Raw genomic sequence first — 21,414 nt, 5'->3', positions numbered from 1 at the left:
TCAGACCCGGCGGCGCTCCACCGTCACACTGGCGCTTTCCATCCAGCGCTTGATCCGGTTTGCATCGCCGACCCGCGTCATCTTGCCCTGTGAATCGAGCAGCACGATGACTACCGGGCGGTCAGCCACCCTGGCCTGCATGACCAGACAACGACCGGCTTCGGAAATGTAACCGGTCTTCGAAACACCGATTTCCCAGTTGTCGCTGCGCACCAGCGCATTGGTATTGTGGAAGTCACGGATGTGCCCGTTCAACTCAACCTTGGCTTCCGCCGTCGTCGAAAAATTGCGGATTTCCGGATAGCGTGCCGCCGCAGCGACCATGCGAGCCAGATCATGCGCGGTCGACACGTTGTTGCTGGAAAGCCCCGTCGGCTCTTCGAAGCGACTGTTGTACATACCCAAGGCCTGGGCCTTTTTGTTCATCGCCAGGACAAACGCATGCATGCCGCCCGGATAGTGCCGGCCCAGCGCGTGCGCGGCGCGGTTTTCCGAGGACATCAGCGCCAGCAGCATGGCTGCTTCACGCGTCATCGTCGTGCCGACCGGCAAGCGGGAACGCGTGCCTTTGAGGCCGTCCACATCGTCGTCGCCAATGGCGATGACTTCCTGCAGATCAAGCTTGGCATCGAGCACCACCATCGCCGTCATCAGTTTGGAGATCGAGGCAATCGGCACCACCATGTCCGGTTGTTTCTCCAGCATTACCTGACCGTTGCTTTGATCGATGACCAAGGCCGAAGCTGAATAGAGCGCCAAACGTCCCGGATCCATATCGGCCATGGAGGCATGGCGAGCATGCCTTCCCGACAACCCGTGCGCAACCTGTGATTTCCTTGCATCGCTAGCTGATGCCTTCTTGCCCGGAACAGCCTTCCGAGCCAGTTTCCGGGGCGATTTTTCTGCCGCCGACTTGGCTTGCGCGGGCGCCTTTTTGGCTGCCGTCACGTGACCTTTTTTCGCCGTCTGTGGCTCTGCCTTATTGGCCGGCGCCGCCGCCAGCGGCATTTGGGCGCCAAGTCCCAGCATGGCTACGGCCAGCAAGGCTGCCTTCAATTTGTGCTTCATTCACCACCTCCTGCCAACATCGCGCGGATTTTACCTTAGTTTAGCAGGAGGCCGTGAAATATCAATAAAAATAGATAGATACAAGAATAACTTAAGAATGCACTTATACGGCATCAACCACGGTCAGTGCCGTCATATTGACAATCCGTCGCACCGTCGCGGTCGGCGTCAGGATATTGACCGGCTTGGCCGCGCCGAGCAGGATGGGGCCGATGGTCAGGTTGTCACCGGCGGCCACTTTCAGCAGGTTGAACGAGATGTTGGCAGCATCCAGCGTCGGCATGACCAGCAGGTTGGCCTGCCCCTTGAGCCGGGAGTTCGGGAAGGCACTCTGGCGGATGCGTTCATCGAGCGCCGCGTCCCCGTGCATTTCACCTTCGACTTCGAGATCCGGTGCCCGCTGGTTGAGAATTGCCAGCACCTCACGCATTTTCAGCGAGGTCGGTGTGTTTGCCGTGCCGAAGGTCGAATGCGAGAGCAGCGCCACCTTGGGCTGGATACCGAAATTGCGGATTTCCTGAGCGGCGAGCAGGGTCATGTCGGCTAGCTGCTCAGCTGTTGGGTCGTAATTGACGTAGGTGTCACCAATGAACACCGTGCGGCCGGGTAGCATGAGCAGATTCATCGCGTAGCAACGATCCACCCCTTGCTGCTTGCCGATGACGCTTTCGACGTAGTCACGGTGTGTCTCATGGCGGCCGAAGGTCCCGCAAATCAGCCCGTCGGCATAGCCGAGGTGAACCATCAACGAACCGTACAGCGTGGCGCGACGACGAATTTCTCTGCGGGCAAATTCGGGCGAAACGCCCTTGCGTTCCATCAGGCGGTGATAGGTGGTCGCGAATTCCTCGAAATGCTCGTCGAAGAAGGCGCAGTTATCGCCGTGGATAACCTCGAAATCCTCGCCCTCACGGATGCGCAAACCAGCTGCCTCGATGCTGCGATTGATTTCGCTGGTCCGCCCGATCAGGATGGGGCTGGCGATGCCTTCATCGCGAATCACCTGCACGGCACGCAGCACGCGCTCATCCTCGCCCTCGGCAAAGACGATGCGCTTCGGCGCCATCTTGGCCTGCGAGAAGACCGGCTTCATGATCATGCCGGAGTGGTAAACAAATTCGTTCAAGCCCTGGATGTAAGCATCCCAGTCCTTGATCGGCCGCGTCGCGACACCGGAATCCATACCGGCCTTGGCGACAGCCGGTGCGATCTTGACGATCAGGCGCGGGTCGAACGGATTCGGGATTAGGTACTCAGGACCAAAGCTGGCGACCTTTTCACCATAGGCGCGGGCGGCGACCTCGGATTGCTCGGCGCGGGCCAGTTCGGCAATGGCCTTGACGGCAGCCATCTTCATTTCCTCGGTAATGGTCGTCGCGCCGACATCAAGCGCGCCGCGGAAAATGAAGGGGAAGCACAGCACGTTGTTAACTTGATTCGGATAGTCCGAGCGGCCGGTACAAATAATGGCGTCGTTACGAACGCTCTTGACCAGTTCTGGCGTAATTTCCGGCGTCGGGTTGGCCAGCGCCATGATCAGCGGGTTAGCCGCCATCTTGGCGACCATGTCCGGCTTCAGCACGCCACCGGCCGACAGGCCAAGGAAGACATCGGCATCGGCGATCACTTCGCCGAGCGTCCGGGCATCCGTCACCTTGGCGTAGCGTGCCTTGATTTCATCCATCTCTTCAATACGGCCTTCATAGACCAGACCCTTGATATCGGTCACCCAGATATTGCTGGGCGGCGCGCCGAGCATGACCAGCAGGTCGAGACAGGCCAGGGCGGCAGCGCCCGCGCCGGAAGTAACGATCTTGACCTTGGACAAATCCTTGCCGATCAGATGCAGGCCATTGAGGATGGCGGCACCGACAACAATCGCCGTGCCGTGCTGGTCGTCATGGAAGACGGGGATCTTCATGCGCTCGCGCAGCTTCTTCTCGATGTAGAAGCACTCGGGGGCCTTGATGTCTTCCAGATTGATGCCGCCGAAGGTCGGCTCGAGCGAGGCGATGGTGTCGATCAGCTTGTCGGGGTCGCGCTCTTCGATTTCGATATCGAAGACGTCGATGTTGGCGAACTTCTTGAACAGGACGCCCTTGCCTTCCATGACCGGTTTGGCAGCGAGCGGACCAATGGCACCGAGGCCGAGAACGGCCGTGCCGTTGGTGATGACGCCAACCAGATTGGCCCGCGAAGTCAGCGTGCTGGCTTCGCGCGGATCGGCGACGATTTCCTCGCAGGCGAAGGCCACGCCGGGGGAGTAGGCCATCGACAGATCGTATTGATTTGTAAGCTGTTTGATCGGGGTGACCGCGATCTTGCCCGGCTTGGGCTCGCGGTGATAGTAGAGCGCTGCTTCACGTAGTTGCCGAGAATCCATGATTGTCTCCATTTTGTATTGTGAAATGCAATTTCAAATCGCGGAACATAATACCATGCAACACCAGCGCTTTCACCCGTGGAAATCACGTAGCCCAGTTAAGTCAAGTGGATGTTTACCCTACTTTGATGCATAATTACGGGCTTCCCAGCCGACGGCCTCAGCGCCGCTCGAAGTCTTGGCAGCAGCTCCCGGCGACTGGCGTGAAACTTATCTAATATCAGCCACTTGGAGAGAGACACCGCCATGACCGCACCGCTGAACGCCCCTGCATACGTCAAACACGAAGCCCTGAAACAATGGGTTGCCGAAATCGCCGAACTGACCCAGCCAGACCGAATCTACTGGGCCGACGGGTCGCAGGAAGAGTATGACCGCCTGTGCGGTGAAATGGTAGAGGCCGGCATTTTCGTTAAGCTCAACGATGCCAAGCGCCCGAACTCCTACCTGGCTTGCTCGGACCCTTCCGACGTCGCCCGCGTCGAAGACCGCACCTATATCTGCTCAGCCAAAAAAGAGGACGCCGGCCCGACCAACAACTGGGAAGATCCTGCCGTCATGCGTACCACCCTGAACGGCGTGTTCAAGGGCTGCATGAAGGGCCGTACGATGTACGTCATCCCATTCAGCATGGGTCCGCTCGGTTCGCCAATCGCCCACATCGGTTTCGAAATTACCGACTCGGCCTACGTCGTCACCAACATGCGCACGATGACCCGCATGGGCAAGGCCGTCTTTGATGTGCTCGGCAGCGATGGCGAGTTCGTGCCTTGCATCCACTCCGTCGGCGCCCCGCTCGAAGCCGGCCAGCAAGACAGCAAGTGGCCGTGCAACCCGACCGTCAAGTACATCGTGCATTACCCGGAAACCCGCGAAATCTGGTCCTACGGTTCCGGCTACGGTGGCAACGCCCTGCTCGGCAAGAAGTGCTTCGCCCTGCGCATTGCCTCCAACATGGCACGCGATCAAGGCTGGCTGGCCGAACACATGCTCATCCTCGGCGTTGAATCGCCGGAGGGTGAAAAGAACTACGTTGCGGCCGCTTTCCCGTCGGCCTGTGGCAAGACCAATTTTGCCATGCTGATCCCGCCGAAGACCTTGGACGGCTGGAAGATCACCACCATCGGCGACGACATCGCCTGGATCAAGCCGCGTGTCGACACGGATGGCACCACCCGTTTCTACGCCATTAACCCGGAAGCCGGTTTCTTCGGGGTCGCTCCGGGCACCTCGGAAAAGACCAACTTCAACGCGCTGGCCACGCTGAAGGAAAACATCATTTTCACCAACGTCGCTCTGACCGATGATGGCGACGTGTGGTGGGAAGGCCTGACCAAGCAGGCGCCGGATCACCTGATCGACTGGCAAGGCAACGACTGGACGCCGGCAGACGGCAAGGCCGGCAAGAAGGCCGCCCACGCCAATTCGCGCTTCACCGCGCCGGCCAGCCAGTGCCCGTCCGTTGATGCCGCCTGGGAAGACCCGGCCGGCGTGCCGATTTCCGCCTTCATCTTCGGCGGCCGTCGCGCTACCACCGTGCCGCTGGTATACGAAGCCTTCAACTGGAACTACGGCGTCTATATGGCCGCCACCCTCGGCTCCGAAACCACTGCGGCCGCCTTCGGCCAGCAAGGCGTTGTCCGCCGCGACCCGTTCGCCATGCTGCCGTTCTGCGGTTACCACATGGGCGACTACTTCAACCACTGGTTGAAGATGGGCAAGACCGTCGATGCCGCTCCGAAGATCTTCTGCGTGAACTGGTTCCGCATGAACGAAAAGGGCGAATTCATGTGGCCGGGCTTCGGCGACAACATGCGCGTCCTGAAGTGGATCGTTCAGCGTTGCAAGGGCAAGGTTGCTGCCAAGGAAACCGCACTGGGCTGGATGCCGAAATTCGAAGACATCGACTGGACCGGTCTGGACATCACCAAGGTTGAATTCGAAGGCCTGACCAACATTGACGCCGATGCCTGGAAATCCGAACTAGCCGGCCACAAGGAGTGGTTCGACAAGATGGGCGAAAAGTTGCCGCGCGAATTCACCCTGAAGCGCGAACTGTTCGAAATGGCGCTGTTCAAGAGCGCAGCCTGATCTAAGCTAGTGCTTTGATGAACGGCCACCGGGGTTCGCCAAACCCGGTGGCCGTTCTGTTTTGGAGAGCCGCATGTATCGCCCCGCCCAACGCCTTGCCGACATTGAACCCTTCCACGTCGTCGAACTGCTGACCCGCGCCCGCCAGCTCGAAGCCGAAGGGCGCGACATCATTCACATGGAAGTCGGCGAACCGGACTTCCCGACACCGGAGCCCATCACGAATGCTGCGGTCAACGCGATAAAAAGCGGAAAAACGAAATATACCGAGGCGCTTGGTTTGCCGGAATTGCGTCAAGCGATCAGCGCCTTTTACCACAAACGCTACGGCGTTAGCGTACCGGCCAGTCGCATTGCCGTGACCAATGGCGCCTCCGGTGCCTTGAATCTGGCTTTTGCCTGCCTGGCCGATCCCGGCAGCGAGTGGTTGCTGACCGATCCGGGCTACCCGTGTAATCGCCATATTTTGCGCACTTTTGACGGGCGACCGCAGAACATCCCGGTCGGCCCCGAAACCAACTTTCAGCCGACACCGGAATTGCTTCGTCAGCACTGGAAGCCGAGCACCGCCGGTCTGCTCGTCGCCTCGCCGGCCAACCCGACAGGCACCCTGCTAACGCTGGCCGAGATCGAGGCCTTGGCCGAGGTTTGCCGCGAGAACAACGGGCATTTTCTGGTCGACGAGATTTACCACGGGCTGACCTACGAAATCGACGCCCCAACGGCCTGCTCCGCCGGCGACGATATCTGGGTTTTGAACAGCTTTTCCAAGTATTTTCAGATGACGGGCTGGCGATTGGGCTGGATGGTCATCCCTGAGCCCTACCTGCGCGACGTCGAAAAACTGGCGCAGAACCTGACACTCTGCCCCTCGACACCCGCCCAGTACGGCGCGCTGGCAGCCTTCGAGCCGGAAACCATCGCCCTCCTCGAAATCCGACGTGCCGAGTTTCGTCGCCGCCGCGACTTCCTCGCCCCGGCGCTGGAGCAGATCGGCTTTCGCGTCACCGCCCGTCCTGAAGGCGCCTTCTATCTCTATTGCGACTGTTCGGCGCTGGCCGATGACAGCTACACGCTGGCCAAGGATTTGCTGGAGAAAACCGGAGTTGCCGCAACACCCGGCCTTGATTTCGGCAGCAACGAACCGGAAAAATATATCCGCTTCGCCTACACGACAGATGTAGCCCGGCTGGCCGAAGCGGCGGAACGCCTAAGCCGTTATTTCGGCCGGTAAGTCCACATCCGGATAGCGCGTTTTCAAAGCCGGCCAGTCGAAATATGGCCCGGGATCGGTCTTCCGTCCGGGCGCGATGTGGCAATGGCCGGCGATGGCCGCAATCGGGTAACGCGCGCGCAAGGCATCGAGCACACCCCACAGGGCCGCGTACTGCTCGGCCGTGAACGGCTGCGTATCCGAGCCTTCCAGTTCGATACCGACCGAGTAGTCGTTGCAGTTGTCACGCTCACACCAGCACGACTGCCCGGCATGCCAGGCCCGCTGGTCGCAGCCGACGAACTGGACGACCCGGCCATCGCGTCGAACGTAAAAATGGGCCGAGACCTGCAATTTGAAAATTGTCGAAAAATACCGGTTGACCGTAGGATCGAGCCGATTAAGGAAAAAATCCTCGACCCAGTCACCACCGAACTCGTCAGGCGGCAGGCTGATGTTGTGAATGACCACCAGCGACACTGGCTCGCCAGCCGGCCGCTCACCAAAGTTGGGAGAAGGCAGCCAGCCCACCCCATCCAGCCAACCATCAGGCTGCCACGACATCACTCGATGCCCAAGCGCTCAAGACGATAGCGCATCGAGCGGAAGGTCACCCCGAGTAGGCGAGCTGCCGCGGTGCGGTTGCCTTCGGCTTTCTGCAGGGCTTCGAGAATGGCCTGACGCTCGAGGCGATTGAGGTATTCGTCGAGCGTTTCACTGCCACGCCCTTGATCCTCGACTCCTGACATCTCTTCCGGGCCAAGATGTAAGTCCTCGACCTCAATCAGGTCACCAGAACAAAGCGCCGTTGCCCGCTCGAGAATATTTTCCAGTTCGCGGACATTGCCCGGAAAGGAGTAAAACGACAGCGCCTTGACCGCACCGCTCGACAGCTTGGGTGGCGCATCGCCGAAGACCCGGCGCAGGATGGCATCGACCAGCGGCACGATATCCTCCATACGCTCGCGCAACGGCGGCATCCGTAGCTCGATGACATTTAGCCGGTAATACAAGTCCTGACGGAAGGCGCCCCGGTCCACCAGCTCACGCAGATTTTTGTGCGTGGCACAGATGATCCGGACATCGACCGGCTCCTCGGCAACGCTCCCCACCTTGCGCACGCGCTTTTCCTGAATGGCGCGCAACAGCTTGACCTGCATGGCCAGCGGCAGATCGGCGACTTCATCAAGGAATAGCGTGCCACCATGGGCGGCCTGGAAAAAGCCCTCGCGCTCACTATCGGCACCGGTAAAGGCGCCTTTGCGATAGCCAAAGAACTCGCTTTCCATGAGGTTTTCCGGAATCGCCCCGCAGTTCACCGGGACAAAAGTGCCGGCCGCCCGCGCGCTTCGGCCATGGATCAGCCGTGCCGCCAGTTCCTTGCCGCTACCCGACTCTCCGGAAATATAAATTGGCGCCTGGCTACGCGCCAGCTTTTCGATCATCGCCCGTACCTGTTGCATGCTTGGCGAATCGCCGATCAGAGACTGCAGCGGATTCTCGCTATCCTGCCCGCCACCCGGCAGACGCAGTGCCGACTTGACGAGGGCGCGCAACTGCTCAAGGCCCACCGGCTTGGCCAAATAATCGAAGGCACCGGCCTTCAGGGCAGCCACTGCATTTTCCGCACTGCCGTAAGCAGTAATCACGGCCACCGGCGTCTGCTGATGATGTTCGGTAATACAGCGAACAATCTCCAGACCATCGCCATCCGGCAGGCGCATATCGGTCAGGCAAAGCTGAAAGACATCGCTATCGAGGGCAGCCCGCGCCTCGGCAACCGAGCCGACGCACACTGTAGCCAGCCCCATGCGGACCAGCGTCAGATCGATCAGTTCGCGAATATCCGCCTCGTCGTCAATGACGAGGACCCGGCTCATTTCGCCGCGCGGGCGCCGTTCGGTTCTGGCAACAGACACTTGTCATTTCTCCCTGCAACAATAAAATGCGCCCCGGCTAACGACTCCGCCAGCGCCAGGCTCGCCCCGTTGGTCGCACACAATTCGCGAGCGATGAACAGGCCCAAACCCGTTCCCTGCGTATGCGTCGTGAAGAATGGCTCGAAAATCTGCTCACGTACGTTTTCCGGAACGCCGGGGCCGTCATCGATCACATGCAATTCTACCCGGCCGTCGCCATGGCTGCTGCCCAGTTCGATCCGGACAGCCCCAGGGCCTCGGCTCGAATGGCGCAGCGCGTTGCTGACGAGGTTCCACAACACCTGATGCAAATGGGAGCGATCAAAGCAGATATTGAGCGGCGACATCTCTTTAAGCTGGACGATGCCAGGCGACAGGCTTTCTGTCGCGTTGAAATGCTCGACAAAGCTGACACAAAACTCGTCGGCACGCAGCAACTCGGGCTCGGCCCGGCTCTGGCGACCCAATTCAAGAATATCGCCGACAATTCGGTCAAGCCGAATCACATTGTCGTTGAGAATACGCAAAAGGCGATCCTGCATCTCGCCGCGACGTTCCTCGCGCAGCAACTCGCCGGCATGGCCAATGGCCGACAAAGGGTTGCGGATTTCGTGGGCAATGCTTGCGGTCAACCGGCCCAAAGAGGCCAATTTCAACTGCTGGGCACGCTCCTTGATACGCCCGACGTCGTCAAGAAAAACCAGTACTTCACCATCTAAACTCGCCGTCCGTTCGAACCGCGCCCGCAATTCACGCCCGTCCGCACCGCAAAAATGCAGGCCTTCATCGCCGCCATCCTTATCCCATGCCTGCAGTGCGCGCGCCAGGATCGGCGCCTGCTCGGCCAACTCGACTTGCCCGTCCTCTCCTGGCAGGCCCAGCATTGCCCTGGCGACCGGATTGCAATGACTCACCACACCACGCTTGGCAATGATCAGCACACCGTCCTGCATTCGCTCCACAACACGTTGGCTGATCAGTATCTGGTTACCGAGCGCCTCGCCGCGTCGGCGCGCCAGATCCTCGTTTACCATCGCCCGCTGCCCAAGCAACCGGGCAAGTATCGCGGTTGCGAAGAAACCGGCGGAAATTAACCCGGCCTGAACAATCGACGATTCGTCAAAATCTTTGGTAACAATCCCGTATATCTGGGTCAGCAAAATTGCCAACGTCGCAAGCGCCGCATAGAACAAGACCAGGCGCCCGCGTCCAACCAGGCTGGCCGCCGCCAGCGACACCAGCAGCAACACGCTCAATCCACTGCTGACACCGCCCGCCAAGTACATCAACGAGCTGACGACGCCGACATCGACCACCATCTGAGCCGACAACTGGCTGTTGAACCGCCGCTGCCAATGCGTTGCCAGTAACAAGCCCGCGACCGTGACCAGCATGTATCCGCCAGTCAGCCCGAACATCAACGGGGAAGGCAGCAAATTTAGGCGGGCCGTCCAGTCGTGGGGAAATACAATGGCCAGAAAAAACAGCGCAGCCAACACCAGCCGGTACAGGTTGAAATACTGGAATGAACGCCAGTTGGCCTCCCAGGTCGAAGAAAGCCAGTTCCGCATCAATGCTCCGTGTCGCTAGCCGCCAAGCGATGTGCTTCGCTGCAATAGACCCGATTCCCCCCTACGATGCTCTCACTCTCGGGCAGGTGCACGCCACAATGTGCGCAGGCCACCATTTTCTCAGGTGCTGGATCCTGCTGCGGCGAGGCATCAGAGCCCCCCGTCACCTGACGCTTGGACCATAACCACCAGACTATCGCCAGGAAGGCAAACAAAAGCAGGTATTTCATCGTTTATCCCGGATACAAAAAAAGCTTACGAAAAATCCGTAAGCTTCTATTTTTACCACACTTCAATACCCTGCCCGCTTCTCCGAAGATACGAATGCAGGCACCCGGACAATCTGGCAGCGGACTGCGACCAGAAAGTGATTGTCTGAATTTAGGCAGTCGGTAACCCGACTGTCTCCTATGAGTCACACTGATAAGCGATGAGGAGGCTCGAAGGAGCATTAAAAGGCTGAATCCAGAAAGCAAAAAGCCACCCCGAGGGATGGCTAAGTGCTTTTTCTTTGCAGTGTTTTGGTCGGAGTGACAGGATTCGAACTTGCGACCCCTGCGTCCCGAACCCGTTTTGGCCGCCTTTAGCCATACGGTACAAAAATAAAAACGACGTAAATTCAGTGACCTATTGTGCAGCAACGTGCAACTACATGCAACAAAATGCACGATTTTTCTGGAGCATTGGCACACGATTGGAGCACAAAATCGCACAAAAATAGAACATTGGCATTTTTGACTTTTGGTTGGCTGTTATGTTCATGCACTCCCTATACTGAGTTTTGGATGCTCAGCATGGATACCCTCCAACCTCAAAAATTGGTCACAAAGGAAGCCGCCGCGGAACTGCTCTCCGTCTCAAAACGTACTATCGATAATTGGATTGCCGACGGGACACTGCCACCGCCCACGAGTATCGGGCGAAGGGTGTATTGGCACCCAGAAGCATTTCGCTCTTGGCAGGACAACCTGTTTGGCGTTCAGCAATGCCGCCAACCAGAAAACACGCTGCCACGCCGGGGCAGACCCCGAGCATTCCTGTCCAACTGAAGGCTCGGAAGTTTGCCACGGGCAACTAGCCCGTACAGCGATCAAGCTCAAACTCGCTTCCAACAATAGAAAACAAATATTCAGCCTTCGTTGATGTCAGCGATTTTCGTTCGCACGAAATCTAACAAAGTCGGCCCAACCCACATCATAGTCGGTTTTACCACGATGATTTGATAGTCGGCCTTGCTCACCAACCGCCAGACGGATTTCCGCCACCAGCAGGACAACCTTCGGGAGGTCATTACGCTTAAGCGCCGCTTTCAATTCGTATTTCCGGCTTATGAAGAAACACACCCGATCAACCCCGAGCCGCTTGGTTTCTGCATTGATAGCCTCGGGATCGGAATACGCCAATAAGGCTTCGGCCATTGCCCGAACTGTTGGGGGGTCAATGGTCTCGCCAAACGTCAGGCGAACAGCCTCCGTGATCTCGATTTCCCGTCTAACTTTCGATTCCACTTCAGCATGTGCGTTTGCCAGCTTGGCTTTACCTTGGGCAGTCCGGAGCAACCCATTCATCGATTCGAAGAATTCTGAGGTGCCCCCGGATTTAGTGCCAAGGGCCTTTTAGTAAAAGTCCTTGGGTTGCACTGCTAAAGACACTCTTCCACGGCCGGCAGGTCGGAACGCGTTGTCCGATGCTTGGCCGCAAACTCTGCCGGAGTTTGGTAACCCAGCGCACTGTGGGGCCGGTGCTGGTTGTAATCCCGGCGCCAGACAGCGATCAGGATACGAGCCTCAGCCAGACTCGTAAACCAGTGGTCATTCAGACACTCGTCCCGGAATCGGCCATTGAAGCTCTCGATGAAAGCATTCTGGGTCGGTTTGCCTGCCTGGATCAGTTTGAGCTGAACGCCATGCTGACAAGCCCACTGGTCGAGTGCCTTGCCGGTAAATTCAGGCCCTTGGTCGGTCCGGATGGCCTTGGGGTAGCCACGGAACCGGGCTGCCTGATCAAGCACCCGCGTGACGTAATGCCCCGAGATGCCGAAGTCGACTGCCAGATCGACAGATTCCTTGCTGAAATCATCGACGATGGTCAGCACCTTGATTCGTCGGCCGCTGGCCAAGGCATCACTGACAAAATCCATCGACCAGACCTCGTTCGGACCCGAGGGCAGCTCAAGTGCTTGCCGTTCGACCGCGACACCATGCCGCCTCTTGCGCCGCCTGACCGTCAGGCCGGCATCGCTGTAGAGCCGATAGAGTCGTTTGTGATTGACCGCAACACCTTCCCGTCGAACCAGAGCGTGCAGGCGCCGATAGCCGAACCGGCGCCGCTCTCCGGCGAGTTCGACCAGTCTGGCCTGTAATTGCTCATTCTCTGGCTGCGCCTTTGACGCGTAGTGCAGCACCGTGCGCGATAGACCCACCAGCTGGCAGGCACGGCGTTCGGAAATCTTCGTCGATTCCTGCATCACCATGACTGCCTCACGCTTTTGCTGGGGGCTCAGCGTTTTCGGCCTAAAGCCGCTTTCAGCGCCTCCGCATCGAGGATCGATTCGGCCAGCAGCCGCTTGAGCTTGCCATTCTCGGCTTCGAGCTCCTTCAGCCTCTTGGCATCCGGAACCGTCATCCCGCCGAACTTCGCTCGCCAGTTGTAGAACGATCCGTCACTGAAGCCATGTTGCCGGCACAGCTCCTTGATCGGTATTCCGGCTTCCGCCTGCTGCAAGAAACCGATGATCTGCTCTTCTGAAAACCGCTTCTTCAAGTCCATTCTCCTTCTCGAAAACGGACTTTACTAAATTCCCCGTGGCACTGTTTATTGGGGGCACCTCAATTCAACTATATCGCGCAGGAAACTCTGTTCGGTATTAGGAATATTGGCTTTGTGATCCAGCATACGGAGAATCTCACGCGCCGTACCGGCTGCCTTAGCGGCATTGGCACCTAATCGCTTGGCGGACTCTTCGCCGCCGTAGGCGCCAAAGTTATCCTGCAGTACCGCGAATAGCCTAGATGCTTGCGCCTTGGTTTTGGCCCCGCCTACCCGCTCGCCAAGGCCAGGGGGAACGGGCACCTCGATCACTTTCTCTACTACTTTCTCGATCACAACAGGCTCGGCTGGTTGCTGCGCCTGTGCAATCAACTCCTTTTGCCGTTGCCTCCAAGCGCTAGCGCGCTCAGCTGCACTGGCATAAGTTGCCGGTCGGCCACGACGCTTGGGCATTTCAAGATCAGCCATACTCCCTCAGCAATTTCGTTCGCACGAAATCATTGTAGCCTCAAAAAAAGACAAATTCAATATCGTTCGAACGAAATTGAATGGAGAAAATGGGCGAATGTGTGTAGGCGGCAGTTCGGCCATTGCTGACGGTGGCCGGGGGCGCCAAATCGGGCTGTAATCCGCCGCTTACCAGCCTTTCAGCCAATGGTTGCTTTCTTCATCACCGTAGGACGGCCTGCTTCTCCACAAATAGGCGACTCAATCATCACTCGCTTAAGAACTGCGCGACTACATCAATTCGCCGTCCGATAACATCTAGGTTAGCTGTCATCGAACCATGGCGCTGACTCGCAATGCCTGTAACCGTATGCCCTTCCTCCGGAATTTCAGTCGACTTGGATGTCTCTCTTTCCCCGAGCATGTCTCGAGGGTTTTTATTTGCCGATGGTTTTAGGCATCGAAACGCGGAAGAGACCAAATGCCACAAAACCAATTGCAAGCGTCGATATTGAGTTTGCATTTTAAAAATAAGGCGCAAAATGCCTTCTGCATTGCTATGCTGTCAGAGATTTCGATGGCAAGACGTTTTTTTTTGACAAACTGAATATCTTTAATATCGTTGAATTATCGATTTCGCGTAGAAATTAAGCGGCATGATCGCCTTTTAATTGCACCTGATTCTTTCGAGTTCACGATGCACGAATCAACCATTACCGCATAAAAAATAAATATGGCCGACCGTTCAGCACACGCTACCATCAAGGGATATTTCTACCAATTCGACAAGACCATTCTCGAACTGTTGAATGCGGTCTCTGCTAACGCGTCGGTGGTTGTCGAAGGGATCGAAGATATCGATCTTACCGATTGTGCGGAGGATGTCCTGATCCAATGCAAATACTATGAAGAAACTGCTTTCACGCCTTCTGTGATCAAGGACGCGGTGATCGCCATGTTGAAGCACTTTGCGGCGGCAGGCTGCCCAGCGACGCAGACACTCAAATACCGGATTTTCGGCAACTACAAAAGTGGACAGGGCTCGTTGCCGTCGCCCCTAAAGCTCGACTACTTGAAGAAATCTTTGCTGACCTTCAAGAAAGAAAAGGTAACGCATGAAGTCCATGAGGATCTTTTGCTCAACGACAAGCAACTTGGACTTTTTCTCAAGCTATTAGAAATCAACGTCAACGCACCGACTTACGACAAGCAGCAAGCCGCCATTCTGAAGGCCATGACGAGCGCTATTCCGGGATGCCTTCCGGACGATGCCGAGGCATTTTTCTATCCGCGTGCCATCAACGCGATTCAGAACCTGGCCGTGAAAAAAAAGATGAGCCAGCGGAAGATTACCAAGGCTGATTTCATCGCCGAGATCAACAAAAAGGAAATCGTCTTCAGCCGGTGGCTTCTGGCAAAGTTCGGCGATGCGAATTACGCGAAAAGCCTAAAGCGACAACATATCCGGTTTCTCGGCACGGGCGTACCAGTGGCGAACCGGGTGTTTTCTATCGAATTTTCCGGGACTGTCGACTTGCCCAGAACCATCAAGATGCTGAAAACAACCGCTGATTATTTTTCGAACAAAGTGTCGGGAACGCGCCCTGCCCATGAATGGTTTTGCCCTTTCGTCCTGTTGCGTGGCATTTCGGATCAAGACCTCATTACGCTGAAAGCGATGCTGTATCACGATCAAGTGTGTTTTGAAGACGGATATCCGTTCTTGGGTGCAGATTTTCGCCCTGAACGGATGCAGATCCTACCGACGAAGGAGCGCAAGCTCACACTGAAATTCATTCCGTCTGTGGAAAAGCTCGCGTCTTGTTTCAATGGTGGCCACATCGAAGTATTCGATCTCTTTCAGTCCGCGCCGATCACCGCCAGTCATCGAATCCGCGACAGCTCACACGCAGAAATCCCCGTCCCCCATCCCTATTTCCTAGCCGAGATTATTCACCCATGAGCACTAACCCAGAATTCAAGGCAGAGGTAATCGCCGTCTTCCCGGACAAGGTAAAGATATCCGTTGACGACATCGCGTCGTTTTCCGATAGCAAAAGTATCAAAGTGGGTTCCTACCTGCGAATCACCGACAACGACCAATGCGCGCTCATCGCGATCATCGAAAACTTCTGCATCGAAGTGAATGACAAGCAGGAGCGGCGCCACCTCATCGAGGCGCTTCCTCTCGGTATCATCCGTGACGGAAAATTCATTCGTGGCGGCGATACGCTGACCATTCCCCCGACCGGTGTCGCGCCGGCGACAGAAGACGATATCCGCAAGATATTCTCTGATTCCGTACCGACCGAACGGAAATTCCAGTTCTGTTCGCTCGCTTCGAATACGAGCATCGGCGTGCCGATCGATGGAAACCGTTTTTTCAACAAGCACATCGCTGTTGTCGGTTCGACTGGCGCCGGCAAGTCCCACACGATCACCAAGATTATCCAGAACGCGGTCGCGGCGAAGGATGGCCACACGAAGCGGAACAACTCCCACGTCGTGATTTTCGACATCCACTCGGAATACAAAAGCGCGTTTCCTGACGCCAACTTCCTCGATGTCGCTAACCTCAATCTGCCGTATTGGCTGTTGAACAGCGAAGAGCTCGAAGAGATCCTCCTGGATACCGGTGAGCGGGACAATTACAACCAATCGTCTGTGTTCCGCACCTTGGTGACTGAAAACAAGCGCAAACACAATCCGACGCTAACGTCGGTTTTCTACGACAGCCCGATCAAATTCAATATCCAAGAAGTTCTGAACGGCCTCTACAACATCAAGAACGAGACGGTGAACGCGAAAACCGAAACGAACTACATGGTTGTCGATCCGGCCTACCCCCTGCTCACGGACGGAAAAACCGATGCGACGACCGGGAAGGCGATGACGCAACAACAGCGTTCTAATGCTTATTTCGCTGCCCGTTTGACTTTCCATCCCACCAAGGCGCAACACATTACCAACGGGAGTTATGCCGACAAATCACTCGACAAGTTCTTCACCCGATTCGAATCGAAGGTGAATCAAGACCGTTTGAGCTTCCTGTTCGGCCCAGCATCAGAAACCGCCACCCTGGAGAGCGCTGTCAAAAGTCTGATGGGCTATGGGGCAACCCAGTCGAACGTGACGGTGATCGACCTCAGCGGCGTTCCGTTCGAGGTGCTTAGCATCACGGTATCGCTCATCTCGCGGATCGTCTTTGAATACGGCTACTACTACAAAGTGCTGCGCAGTGCAGCCGGCGAAACCATCAACAACGATGCGCCTATCCTGCTCGTCTATGAAGAAGCGCATAAATACGTTCCGAACAGTGACCTGGCCAAATTCAGGGCATCCAAGCAATCGATTGAACGTATCGCCAAGGAGGGCCGCAAATACGGCGTTACGCTCCTGCTTTCCAGTCAGCGTCCTTCCGAAATTTCCGAGACGATTTTTTCGCAGTGCGCCAACTTCGTATCGATGCGCCTCACCAACCCCAGCGACCAAAGTTACGTTTCCCGACTCCTGCCGGATACCCTCGGCAACCTGTGCGACAAATTGCCGACATTGGGCGCCGGTGAAGCCTTGCTGATCGGTGAAGCGGTCGTGATGCCATCGCTTGTTCAGATTGAACCATGCGACCCGGCGCCGTCATCGAACGACATTCCCTATTTCGAGCTTTGGAAAAAGCAATGGAAAAACGTCGATTTCAACGCAATCAAAGACACTTGGCTCAAAAACTAAACTATAGGGTATCGATGGGTGGATAGCCGTTAAAAGCTGTCGTTTAGTCCTTGAAATTGCCAATGGCCGGTCCGAAATCAGAACCGGCCATTTTTCTTGGTGAGGCCACCGGCCGCTTAGGTTGGCCGAGATCCGGCCTCATGCCAACGACAACAGACAGCACCTCGGCTTTAGCGGCCGTCGGCATTGGGTCAGATGAGCGACCGGTATAAGCCAAGTAACCGACTTTAACGCTCCCCCTTCCACCAACGCTTCAGTTGTGTAAACCAACCAGAATGTTGCTCTCGGAAATATCGATCTCGACGCCGCACCTCCGCGTGACGCCCATATAGCACCTCGCCTTCCGTCAGAGCATGCGCCCAAACCACAATGCCACTCTTAATGAAGTAGTGCGAGCGACAAGGCTTTTGCCAGTTGCCGATCGATGGATTGAGGCTGGGGCCAGAGCGCCCATTGGAAAATTTCCAACCCAATGGACCCAACTGCGTGCGTATTTTCTCGCCGCAACCGCACGCGCACAGATGTGCTGCCGTCTGATATTTTTGCGAGACGTAAAGCACTCCCGGCTCTAGTGTCGAAGGCATGAACTCGACAAGTTCTAGCCGCAAGCGATCAATCTTCATTGGCGACCAATAGCGAAAGGTTATCCAGCGTCAAGAGTAACTGATTCAATGGGGCTGGCCCCGCATAGAACCCGCGAATCTGCTTGAAGCGGAGCACGGCCAACGCCGCATTCAGGGCGTTGAGCTCGGCGATCTGGATATTGCTCTTGTAAACGTCGTCCGGCGGATCAGTTTCCGGCACATAGCCTTTGTTCCGTATGGAGTCACCGGTGTCGTGGGGAAAGTACGTCGTTCTCACAGTTCCGCTGATCGACACGCCATGTCGCTTCAGGCCCATCCCTACGTCGATGAACGGAATGTTCTTCGCGATCAGCAAGTCGATGATGCTCTTACGCGAACTTCCTTTGTCGACGGACACGAATGCGAAGGTGACGCCGTCGAGCTCCGAAGCCGACATCTCGTCAATGAACAGCGGCTTGATGGTGAGTCCATGGCGAAAATTCTCGTAGCGCTTGCGGTAAACATCGGCCTTGGATTGCCGCAGTTCGGCGCCATCCTCCATGTCCAGGCGCCCTGGTGAGCGAAAGGCATTATGCACAAAGAAGCTGTCCGGATCGAACCCTCGAATTTCATGAACCGGCGTCTTCACCATGAAATCGAGCAAGTAACCGCCGGTTCCACCCAAGCCGATGATGGCTATCACGTCGTTTTCAAGCAACCTGGCCAAATCCGAGATCTCCGCCCGACTGGTCAACGTGTCACGCAGCTTGAAAACCGTATTTGATGTTTCCCCTTCGCAATCACGGAAGGTATACGGGGTGACCTCGAACCGCGCCATCGCGGGACCGCAGACCATCGCGACGTAGCTTTCGATCTTTTCAAAGTGATCGACGTAGGGGCGAGGCTGGCCGCCCTCCTTGTGCTTGTGCGAGAAACGCTGGTTGACGACAACATCCCGACAACGTTCGCTCAGGTTGAGCTGCGCCTCCCCGCCACCCAGGCCGCGAACAACCTGACCATCGAGTCCAAACGGGCGCGGCGCCGCAAAATGGATCTGGTGATCCTCGGCGCGAACCCTAGTCTGATCCTCGAAGACCAGCTTCCCGACAAAGGCTGACCACTGCAATTGTCCAGCTGAATCGAGATAGGGAATGTCCCGTACGATTAAGTAATCGCTGTCGATCGCCAGGGCATAGCCCTTTTCGAGAAGCCGCTGCAGGTCCGGATTATGACTCGCCAGTGTCTTTAGCATAGAACACCATCCCGTCCTTGACCTTGACTGAACCGCCCGGAGACAGCACGCCGCTCTTGTTGCCGTGCGCCTTCTCGTAGGTGACTGAATAGACCCGTTCCGGGTGCTGCGGGAAGTCCGGGTCCTCCAGGGTGACTACCTCGGAGTACGTGATTTCGTCCTTCGGCCACTCATGGGCTGTGGCCTCGACGATGATGGTGACGGCTTTCTTTGGATGTTCTGACATGAAAATCTCCTTTACTAGGGGGCGACGCGGCAATGGGCCGCATGACGATGCTGAGGTTTGTCGAGTTGACTCACAATTACTCCTTAAAGATGTGGTGGGGATAGAAATCTGGCTTCGGTCCCCTTGCTGCTTTCCTAGGGTTGGTCACCTTAAGTGTCTAGATAAGTGGTCTGATGAAATTACTTTTCCTTGCGTACCCCCTTGAACGGTTGCTTGTCTGCCTTTTGGTCGATGAAACGACCGGTTTCGGCATCGCGCTTTGTCCAACGGTCATTGGTCGGGTTGTAGGCCTGGGATCGTCCCTTAACCTGACCGATACGATGACCATCTCCGTACGGGGCATTTTTAGCCATTGAAATCTCTCCAAAATGGAAGTGTTGATCGGAGTGCGTACTTTACAAAATCTTTGATAACACAGTCAACTGTAAAGTTCGTAAACCTTTTTCTTGACCCAGGCGCAGGCCGTGTATAGAATTTCTTTACTTTGGGGGATAACGTAGTGATTCTTTTGTATGCTTGGTAGCCGCCTTAAGTTGGCGCGAACTGCCGCAGGCCTTTCATTGCGTGACTTGGAGGCCAAAATAAATAGGGCTGTCAGTGCCCAGGCAATTGGCATGTATGAGCGAGACGAGACCACTCCTCGTTCTGACGTTCTGATCACACTGGCAGATGCTTTGCAAATATCTGTCAGTTGGTTGTCGAGCGCCGAGCAACTGACGCTCGACAAAGTTGATTTCCGTAAGCGAAAACTAACGTCGCCCAAAGATGAGGCAGCGGTTCGCGCTTCCGTCAGTGAGCGCCTTGAGAGATATCTCGAGGTCGAGGACGTACTAGGTCTTGATAGCCGCTGGTGGCGACAGCCCAAAGCACCTCAGTACAAGATCAAAACTAGCATTGAGGACGTCGAGGCGGCCGCTGAGAAGCTGCGCCAGGATTGGGGTTTAGGTCTAGACCCCTTGCCATCTCTTGGTGAGTTTCTAGAGGAAGAGGGGATCAAAGTCCTCTGTGTCGAACTGCCTGAAAAGATATCCGGCATATCTTGTACGGCGACCCAGAAAACGTCCAACGGGTCGTTTCATGCTATCGTCGTTAATTCAGTGCACCCTGGTGAGCGACAGCGATTTACTCTTTGTCATGAGTTGGGACATCTGGTTCTCTCGGTTTCGGAGAATTTTGACGACGAGAAGGTGGCCGATCGGTTTGCCGGTGCTTTTTTGATGCCGAGAGAAACTATCGAGAAGGAAGTTGGAACAAGGCGACGCCAATTGAGTTTGGGAGAATTGCTTGCGCTGAAGAAGGTGTTTGGTGCGAGTGCGGCAGCAGTGTTGTATCGCTGCAAGCAGCTAGAAATCATTTCCGAAGATTTTTACAAACAGACTTATACGGTTTTTGCTCGTCGCGGCTGGACGCGCCCCCCTTACGAACCAGAGCCAGTGAAAGAAGAGCCGTCCCGACGTTTTGAACGCCTTTGTTTTCGCGGTGTGGCCGAAGGAGTAATGAGCCACTCTAAAGCTGCTGAACTATTAGGCAAGACCGTTGAGGTTTTTATTCAGGGAATGGATGTGACAGGTATATTGGCCAGCACAGAGGCATAATCCGCGTGACATCTTCGGTAATAATCGATTCAATGGCCTTGGTGTCCACGGGAAAGGCTTCCATCACCAGCCAAAAGGCTCTGGACAAAATCCATCAGGTTTTCGTCGCGGACTTAGTGTGCCGTCACTGTTGGGGGCCAAATTGGAAGCAGCGCTTGTCGGAAATGGCATCAAACAGTAATTCGCCCCAATTGATCTCATTTACTGACTTTTCTAGGGCAACGATGATCCAGAGAACACTTGGGAGGCAGTTGGCAGCGGCGGATTGTGCAACCCTGGCGCTGGCTGAAGAAAAAGGCTGGGTCGTCGTCGCGGGCTGTAAGCATGTCCTTATGGCAGCAAAGCAGCTACAACTCAAGCACATCTCGGTTGTTTGATTTTCAGTAGAAAGCGCCGCAGTCCGGCACTACCAAAGGCCGAAATACAGAACGAAGCTCATTTGCAATCCAAAAGATCTTCCGAGCGCTATCGATATTTCCTCCCGCCCGCCACAGTAACGCAATAGATCCCCCTTCGGGCCAATACAAGTCGTTCCTTAGGGGTGAGCCGGGAGACGATCACGCCTCGTGAAGAAGCATAACTGGATTG

Annotated in this window: 20 protein-coding genes; 7 read left to right on the top strand and 13 right to left on the bottom strand. The window is 56.1% G+C overall.

All coding sequences use genetic code 11. The features are described from left to right. Positions 1-1,068, bottom strand: a complete 1,068-nt coding sequence (gene pbpG / locus KI613_RS03975) for a D-alanyl-D-alanine endopeptidase (RefSeq protein ID WP_226403919.1) — start codon at positions 1,066-1,068, stop codon at positions 1-3. 103 nt (positions 1,069-1,171) lie between these two features. Continuing rightward, positions 1,172-3,451 carry an NADP-dependent malic enzyme gene (locus tag KI613_RS03970; protein WP_226403918.1) on the bottom strand — a complete coding sequence of 760 codons (2,280 nt, stop codon included), beginning with the start codon at positions 3,449-3,451 and terminating at the stop codon, positions 1,172-1,174. A gap of 246 nt (positions 3,452-3,697) precedes the next feature. Between KI613_RS03970 and KI613_RS03965 the strand changes: the two genes are divergently transcribed. Both KI613_RS03965 and KI613_RS03960 read left to right on the top strand, forming a co-directional pair. Further along, entirely contained in the window at positions 3,698-5,542 is a 1,845-nt protein-coding gene (locus KI613_RS03965; RefSeq protein ID WP_226403917.1) for a phosphoenolpyruvate carboxykinase (GTP), read from the top strand. Between the two features lie 73 nt (positions 5,543-5,615). Then, positions 5,616-6,776 carry a pyridoxal phosphate-dependent aminotransferase gene (locus tag KI613_RS03960; RefSeq protein ID WP_226403916.1) on the top strand — a complete coding sequence of 387 codons (1,161 nt, stop codon included), beginning with the start codon at positions 5,616-5,618 and terminating at the stop codon, positions 6,774-6,776. Here the strand turns inward: KI613_RS03960 and ampD are convergent. The 4 genes from ampD to KI613_RS21210 are packed head-to-tail and all read right to left on the bottom strand — an operon-like array spanning position 6,753 to position 10,475. Then, a complete protein-coding gene (gene ampD / locus KI613_RS03955) occupies positions 6,753-7,319 on the bottom strand; it encodes a 1,6-anhydro-N-acetylmuramyl-L-alanine amidase AmpD (RefSeq protein WP_226403915.1) in 567 nt (188 codons plus the stop codon). The genes KI613_RS03960 and ampD overlap by 24 nt on opposite strands. Next, positions 7,319-8,674, bottom strand: coding sequence for a sigma-54-dependent transcriptional regulator (locus KI613_RS03950; RefSeq protein ID WP_310494838.1), 1,356 nt, complete (start codon positions 8,672-8,674; stop codon positions 7,319-7,321). Before KI613_RS03950 ends, ampD begins: the two co-directional genes overlap by 1 nt. Then, entirely contained in the window at positions 8,632-10,245 is a 1,614-nt protein-coding gene (locus tag KI613_RS03945; RefSeq protein ID WP_226403914.1) for a two-component system sensor histidine kinase NtrB, read from the bottom strand. The genes KI613_RS03950 and KI613_RS03945 overlap by 43 nt, the downstream gene beginning before the upstream one ends. Further along, positions 10,245-10,475, bottom strand: coding sequence for a PP0621 family protein (locus KI613_RS21210; protein WP_264181452.1), 231 nt, complete (start codon positions 10,473-10,475; stop codon positions 10,245-10,247). The genes KI613_RS03945 and KI613_RS21210 overlap by 1 nt, the downstream gene beginning before the upstream one ends. A gap of 432 nt (positions 10,476-10,907) precedes the next feature. Between KI613_RS21210 and KI613_RS21350 the strand changes: the two genes are divergently transcribed. Then, positions 10,908-11,294 (top strand): helix-turn-helix transcriptional regulator, encoded by a 387-nt coding sequence (locus tag KI613_RS21350; RefSeq protein WP_404826978.1) that lies wholly within the window; start codon positions 10,908-10,910, stop codon positions 11,292-11,294. A gap of 96 nt (positions 11,295-11,390) precedes the next feature. Here the strand turns inward: KI613_RS21350 and KI613_RS03935 are convergent, their stop codons facing one another. The 3 genes from KI613_RS03935 to KI613_RS03925 all read right to left on the bottom strand — a co-directional run bounded on the left by KI613_RS03935 (position 11,391) and on the right by KI613_RS03925 (position 13,482). Next, entirely contained in the window at positions 11,391-11,813 is a 423-nt protein-coding gene (locus tag KI613_RS03935) for a hypothetical protein (RefSeq protein WP_226403912.1), read from the bottom strand. Between the two features lie 74 nt (positions 11,814-11,887). Beyond that, a protein-coding gene (locus KI613_RS03930; RefSeq protein WP_226399398.1) for an IS3 family transposase occupies positions 11,888-13,008 on the bottom strand; the annotation gives its coding sequence in 2 pieces (ribosomal slippage) (positions 11,888-12,762 and positions 12,762-13,008; 1,122 coding nt in all). A gap of 51 nt (positions 13,009-13,059) precedes the next feature. Then, positions 13,060-13,482, bottom strand: a complete 423-nt coding sequence (locus tag KI613_RS03925) for a hypothetical protein (protein ID WP_226403911.1) — start codon at positions 13,480-13,482, stop codon at positions 13,060-13,062. 712 nt (positions 13,483-14,194) lie between these two features. Between KI613_RS03925 and KI613_RS03920 the strand changes: the two genes are divergently transcribed. After that, positions 14,195-15,424: a DUF4297 family anti-phage-associated protein gene (locus KI613_RS03920; protein WP_226403910.1), complete on the top strand. Its 1,230-nt coding sequence runs from the start codon at positions 14,195-14,197 to the stop codon at positions 15,422-15,424. Further along, the gene (gene herA / locus KI613_RS03915) at positions 15,421-17,190 is read left to right on the top strand and encodes an anti-phage-associated helicase HerA (RefSeq protein ID WP_226403909.1); all 1,770 of its coding nucleotides are present in this window, start codon (positions 15,421-15,423) and stop codon (positions 17,188-17,190) included. Before KI613_RS03920 ends, herA begins: the two co-directional genes overlap by 4 nt. Before the next feature lie 227 nt (positions 17,191-17,417). Here the strand turns inward: herA and KI613_RS21345 are convergent, their stop codons facing one another. The 4 genes from KI613_RS21345 to KI613_RS03895 all read right to left on the bottom strand — a co-directional run bounded on the left by KI613_RS21345 (position 17,418) and on the right by KI613_RS03895 (position 19,584). After that, the gene (locus tag KI613_RS21345) at positions 17,418-17,774 is read right to left on the bottom strand and encodes a DUF6527 family protein (protein ID WP_226405673.1); all 357 of its coding nucleotides are present in this window, start codon (positions 17,772-17,774) and stop codon (positions 17,418-17,420) included. 28 nt (positions 17,775-17,802) lie between these two features. Next, entirely contained in the window at positions 17,803-19,005 is a 1,203-nt protein-coding gene (locus KI613_RS03905; protein ID WP_226403908.1) for a ThiF family adenylyltransferase, read from the bottom strand. Beyond that, positions 18,980-19,231 (bottom strand): multiubiquitin domain-containing protein, encoded by a 252-nt coding sequence (locus tag KI613_RS03900; RefSeq protein WP_226403907.1) that lies wholly within the window; start codon positions 19,229-19,231, stop codon positions 18,980-18,982. Before KI613_RS03900 ends, KI613_RS03905 begins: the two co-directional genes overlap by 26 nt. A gap of 179 nt (positions 19,232-19,410) precedes the next feature. Continuing rightward, entirely contained in the window at positions 19,411-19,584 is a 174-nt protein-coding gene (locus KI613_RS03895) for a hypothetical protein (protein ID WP_226403906.1), read from the bottom strand. Between the two features lie 159 nt (positions 19,585-19,743). On the opposite strand from KI613_RS03895, the gene KI613_RS03890 reads away from it, so the two are divergent. Further along, on the top strand, positions 19,744-20,826 hold the full coding sequence (locus KI613_RS03890) for an XRE family transcriptional regulator (protein ID WP_226403905.1): 1,083 nt from the start codon (positions 19,744-19,746) through the stop codon (positions 20,824-20,826). Between the two features lie 5 nt (positions 20,827-20,831). Next, on the top strand, positions 20,832-21,203 hold the full coding sequence (locus KI613_RS03885) for a hypothetical protein (protein ID WP_226403904.1): 372 nt from the start codon (positions 20,832-20,834) through the stop codon (positions 21,201-21,203). Positions 21,204-21,414 lie beyond the last annotated feature (211 nt).

Source organism: Ferribacterium limneticum (assembly GCF_020510585.1).
In the GTDB taxonomy this organism is placed as follows: Bacteria; Pseudomonadota; Gammaproteobacteria; order Burkholderiales; family Rhodocyclaceae; genus Azonexus.
The sequence above is the reverse complement of the archived record's forward strand: the minus strand, read 5'-3'. Positions and strand labels throughout refer to the sequence as shown.

Excerpts from the sequence above, each read along its gene's own strand:
- KI613_RS03970 (WP_226403918.1), bottom strand. The coding sequence starts at position 3,451 with ATGGATTCTCGGCAACTACGTGAAGCAGCGCTCTACTATCACCGCGAG.
- KI613_RS03920 (WP_226403910.1), top strand. The coding sequence starts at position 14,195 with ATGGCCGACCGTTCAGCACACGCTACCATCAAGGGATATTTCTACCAA.
- KI613_RS03935 (WP_226403912.1), bottom strand. The coding sequence starts at position 11,813 with ATGAATGGGTTGCTCCGGACTGCCCAAGGTAAAGCCAAGCTGGCAAAC.
- herA (WP_226403909.1), top strand. The coding sequence starts at position 15,421 with ATGAGCACTAACCCAGAATTCAAGGCAGAGGTAATCGCCGTCTTCCCG.
- KI613_RS03895 (WP_226403906.1), bottom strand. The coding sequence starts at position 19,584 with ATGGCTAAAAATGCCCCGTACGGAGATGGTCATCGTATCGGTCAGGTT.
- KI613_RS03905 (WP_226403908.1), bottom strand. The coding sequence starts at position 19,005 with ATGCTAAAGACACTGGCGAGTCATAATCCGGACCTGCAGCGGCTTCTC.
- KI613_RS03900 (WP_226403907.1), bottom strand. The coding sequence starts at position 19,231 with ATGTCAGAACATCCAAAGAAAGCCGTCACCATCATCGTCGAGGCCACA.
- KI613_RS03925 (WP_226403911.1), bottom strand. The coding sequence starts at position 13,482 with ATGGCTGATCTTGAAATGCCCAAGCGTCGTGGCCGACCGGCAACTTAT.
- KI613_RS03890 (WP_226403905.1), top strand. The coding sequence starts at position 19,744 with ATGCTTGGTAGCCGCCTTAAGTTGGCGCGAACTGCCGCAGGCCTTTCA.
- KI613_RS03965 (WP_226403917.1), top strand. The coding sequence starts at position 3,698 with ATGACCGCACCGCTGAACGCCCCTGCATACGTCAAACACGAAGCCCTG.
- KI613_RS21210 (WP_264181452.1), bottom strand. The coding sequence starts at position 10,475 with ATGAAATACCTGCTTTTGTTTGCCTTCCTGGCGATAGTCTGGTGGTTA.
- KI613_RS03945 (WP_226403914.1), bottom strand. The coding sequence starts at position 10,245 with ATGCGGAACTGGCTTTCTTCGACCTGGGAGGCCAACTGGCGTTCATTC.
- KI613_RS21345 (WP_226405673.1), bottom strand. The coding sequence starts at position 17,774 with ATGCCTTCGACACTAGAGCCGGGAGTGCTTTACGTCTCGCAAAAATAT.
- pbpG (WP_226403919.1), bottom strand. The coding sequence starts at position 1,068 with ATGAAGCACAAATTGAAGGCAGCCTTGCTGGCCGTAGCCATGCTGGGA.
- ampD (WP_226403915.1), bottom strand. The coding sequence starts at position 7,319 with ATGTCGTGGCAGCCTGATGGTTGGCTGGATGGGGTGGGCTGGCTGCCT.
- KI613_RS03960 (WP_226403916.1), top strand. The coding sequence starts at position 5,616 with ATGTATCGCCCCGCCCAACGCCTTGCCGACATTGAACCCTTCCACGTC.
- KI613_RS21350 (WP_404826978.1), top strand. The coding sequence starts at position 10,908 with ATGCACGATTTTTCTGGAGCATTGGCACACGATTGGAGCACAAAATCG.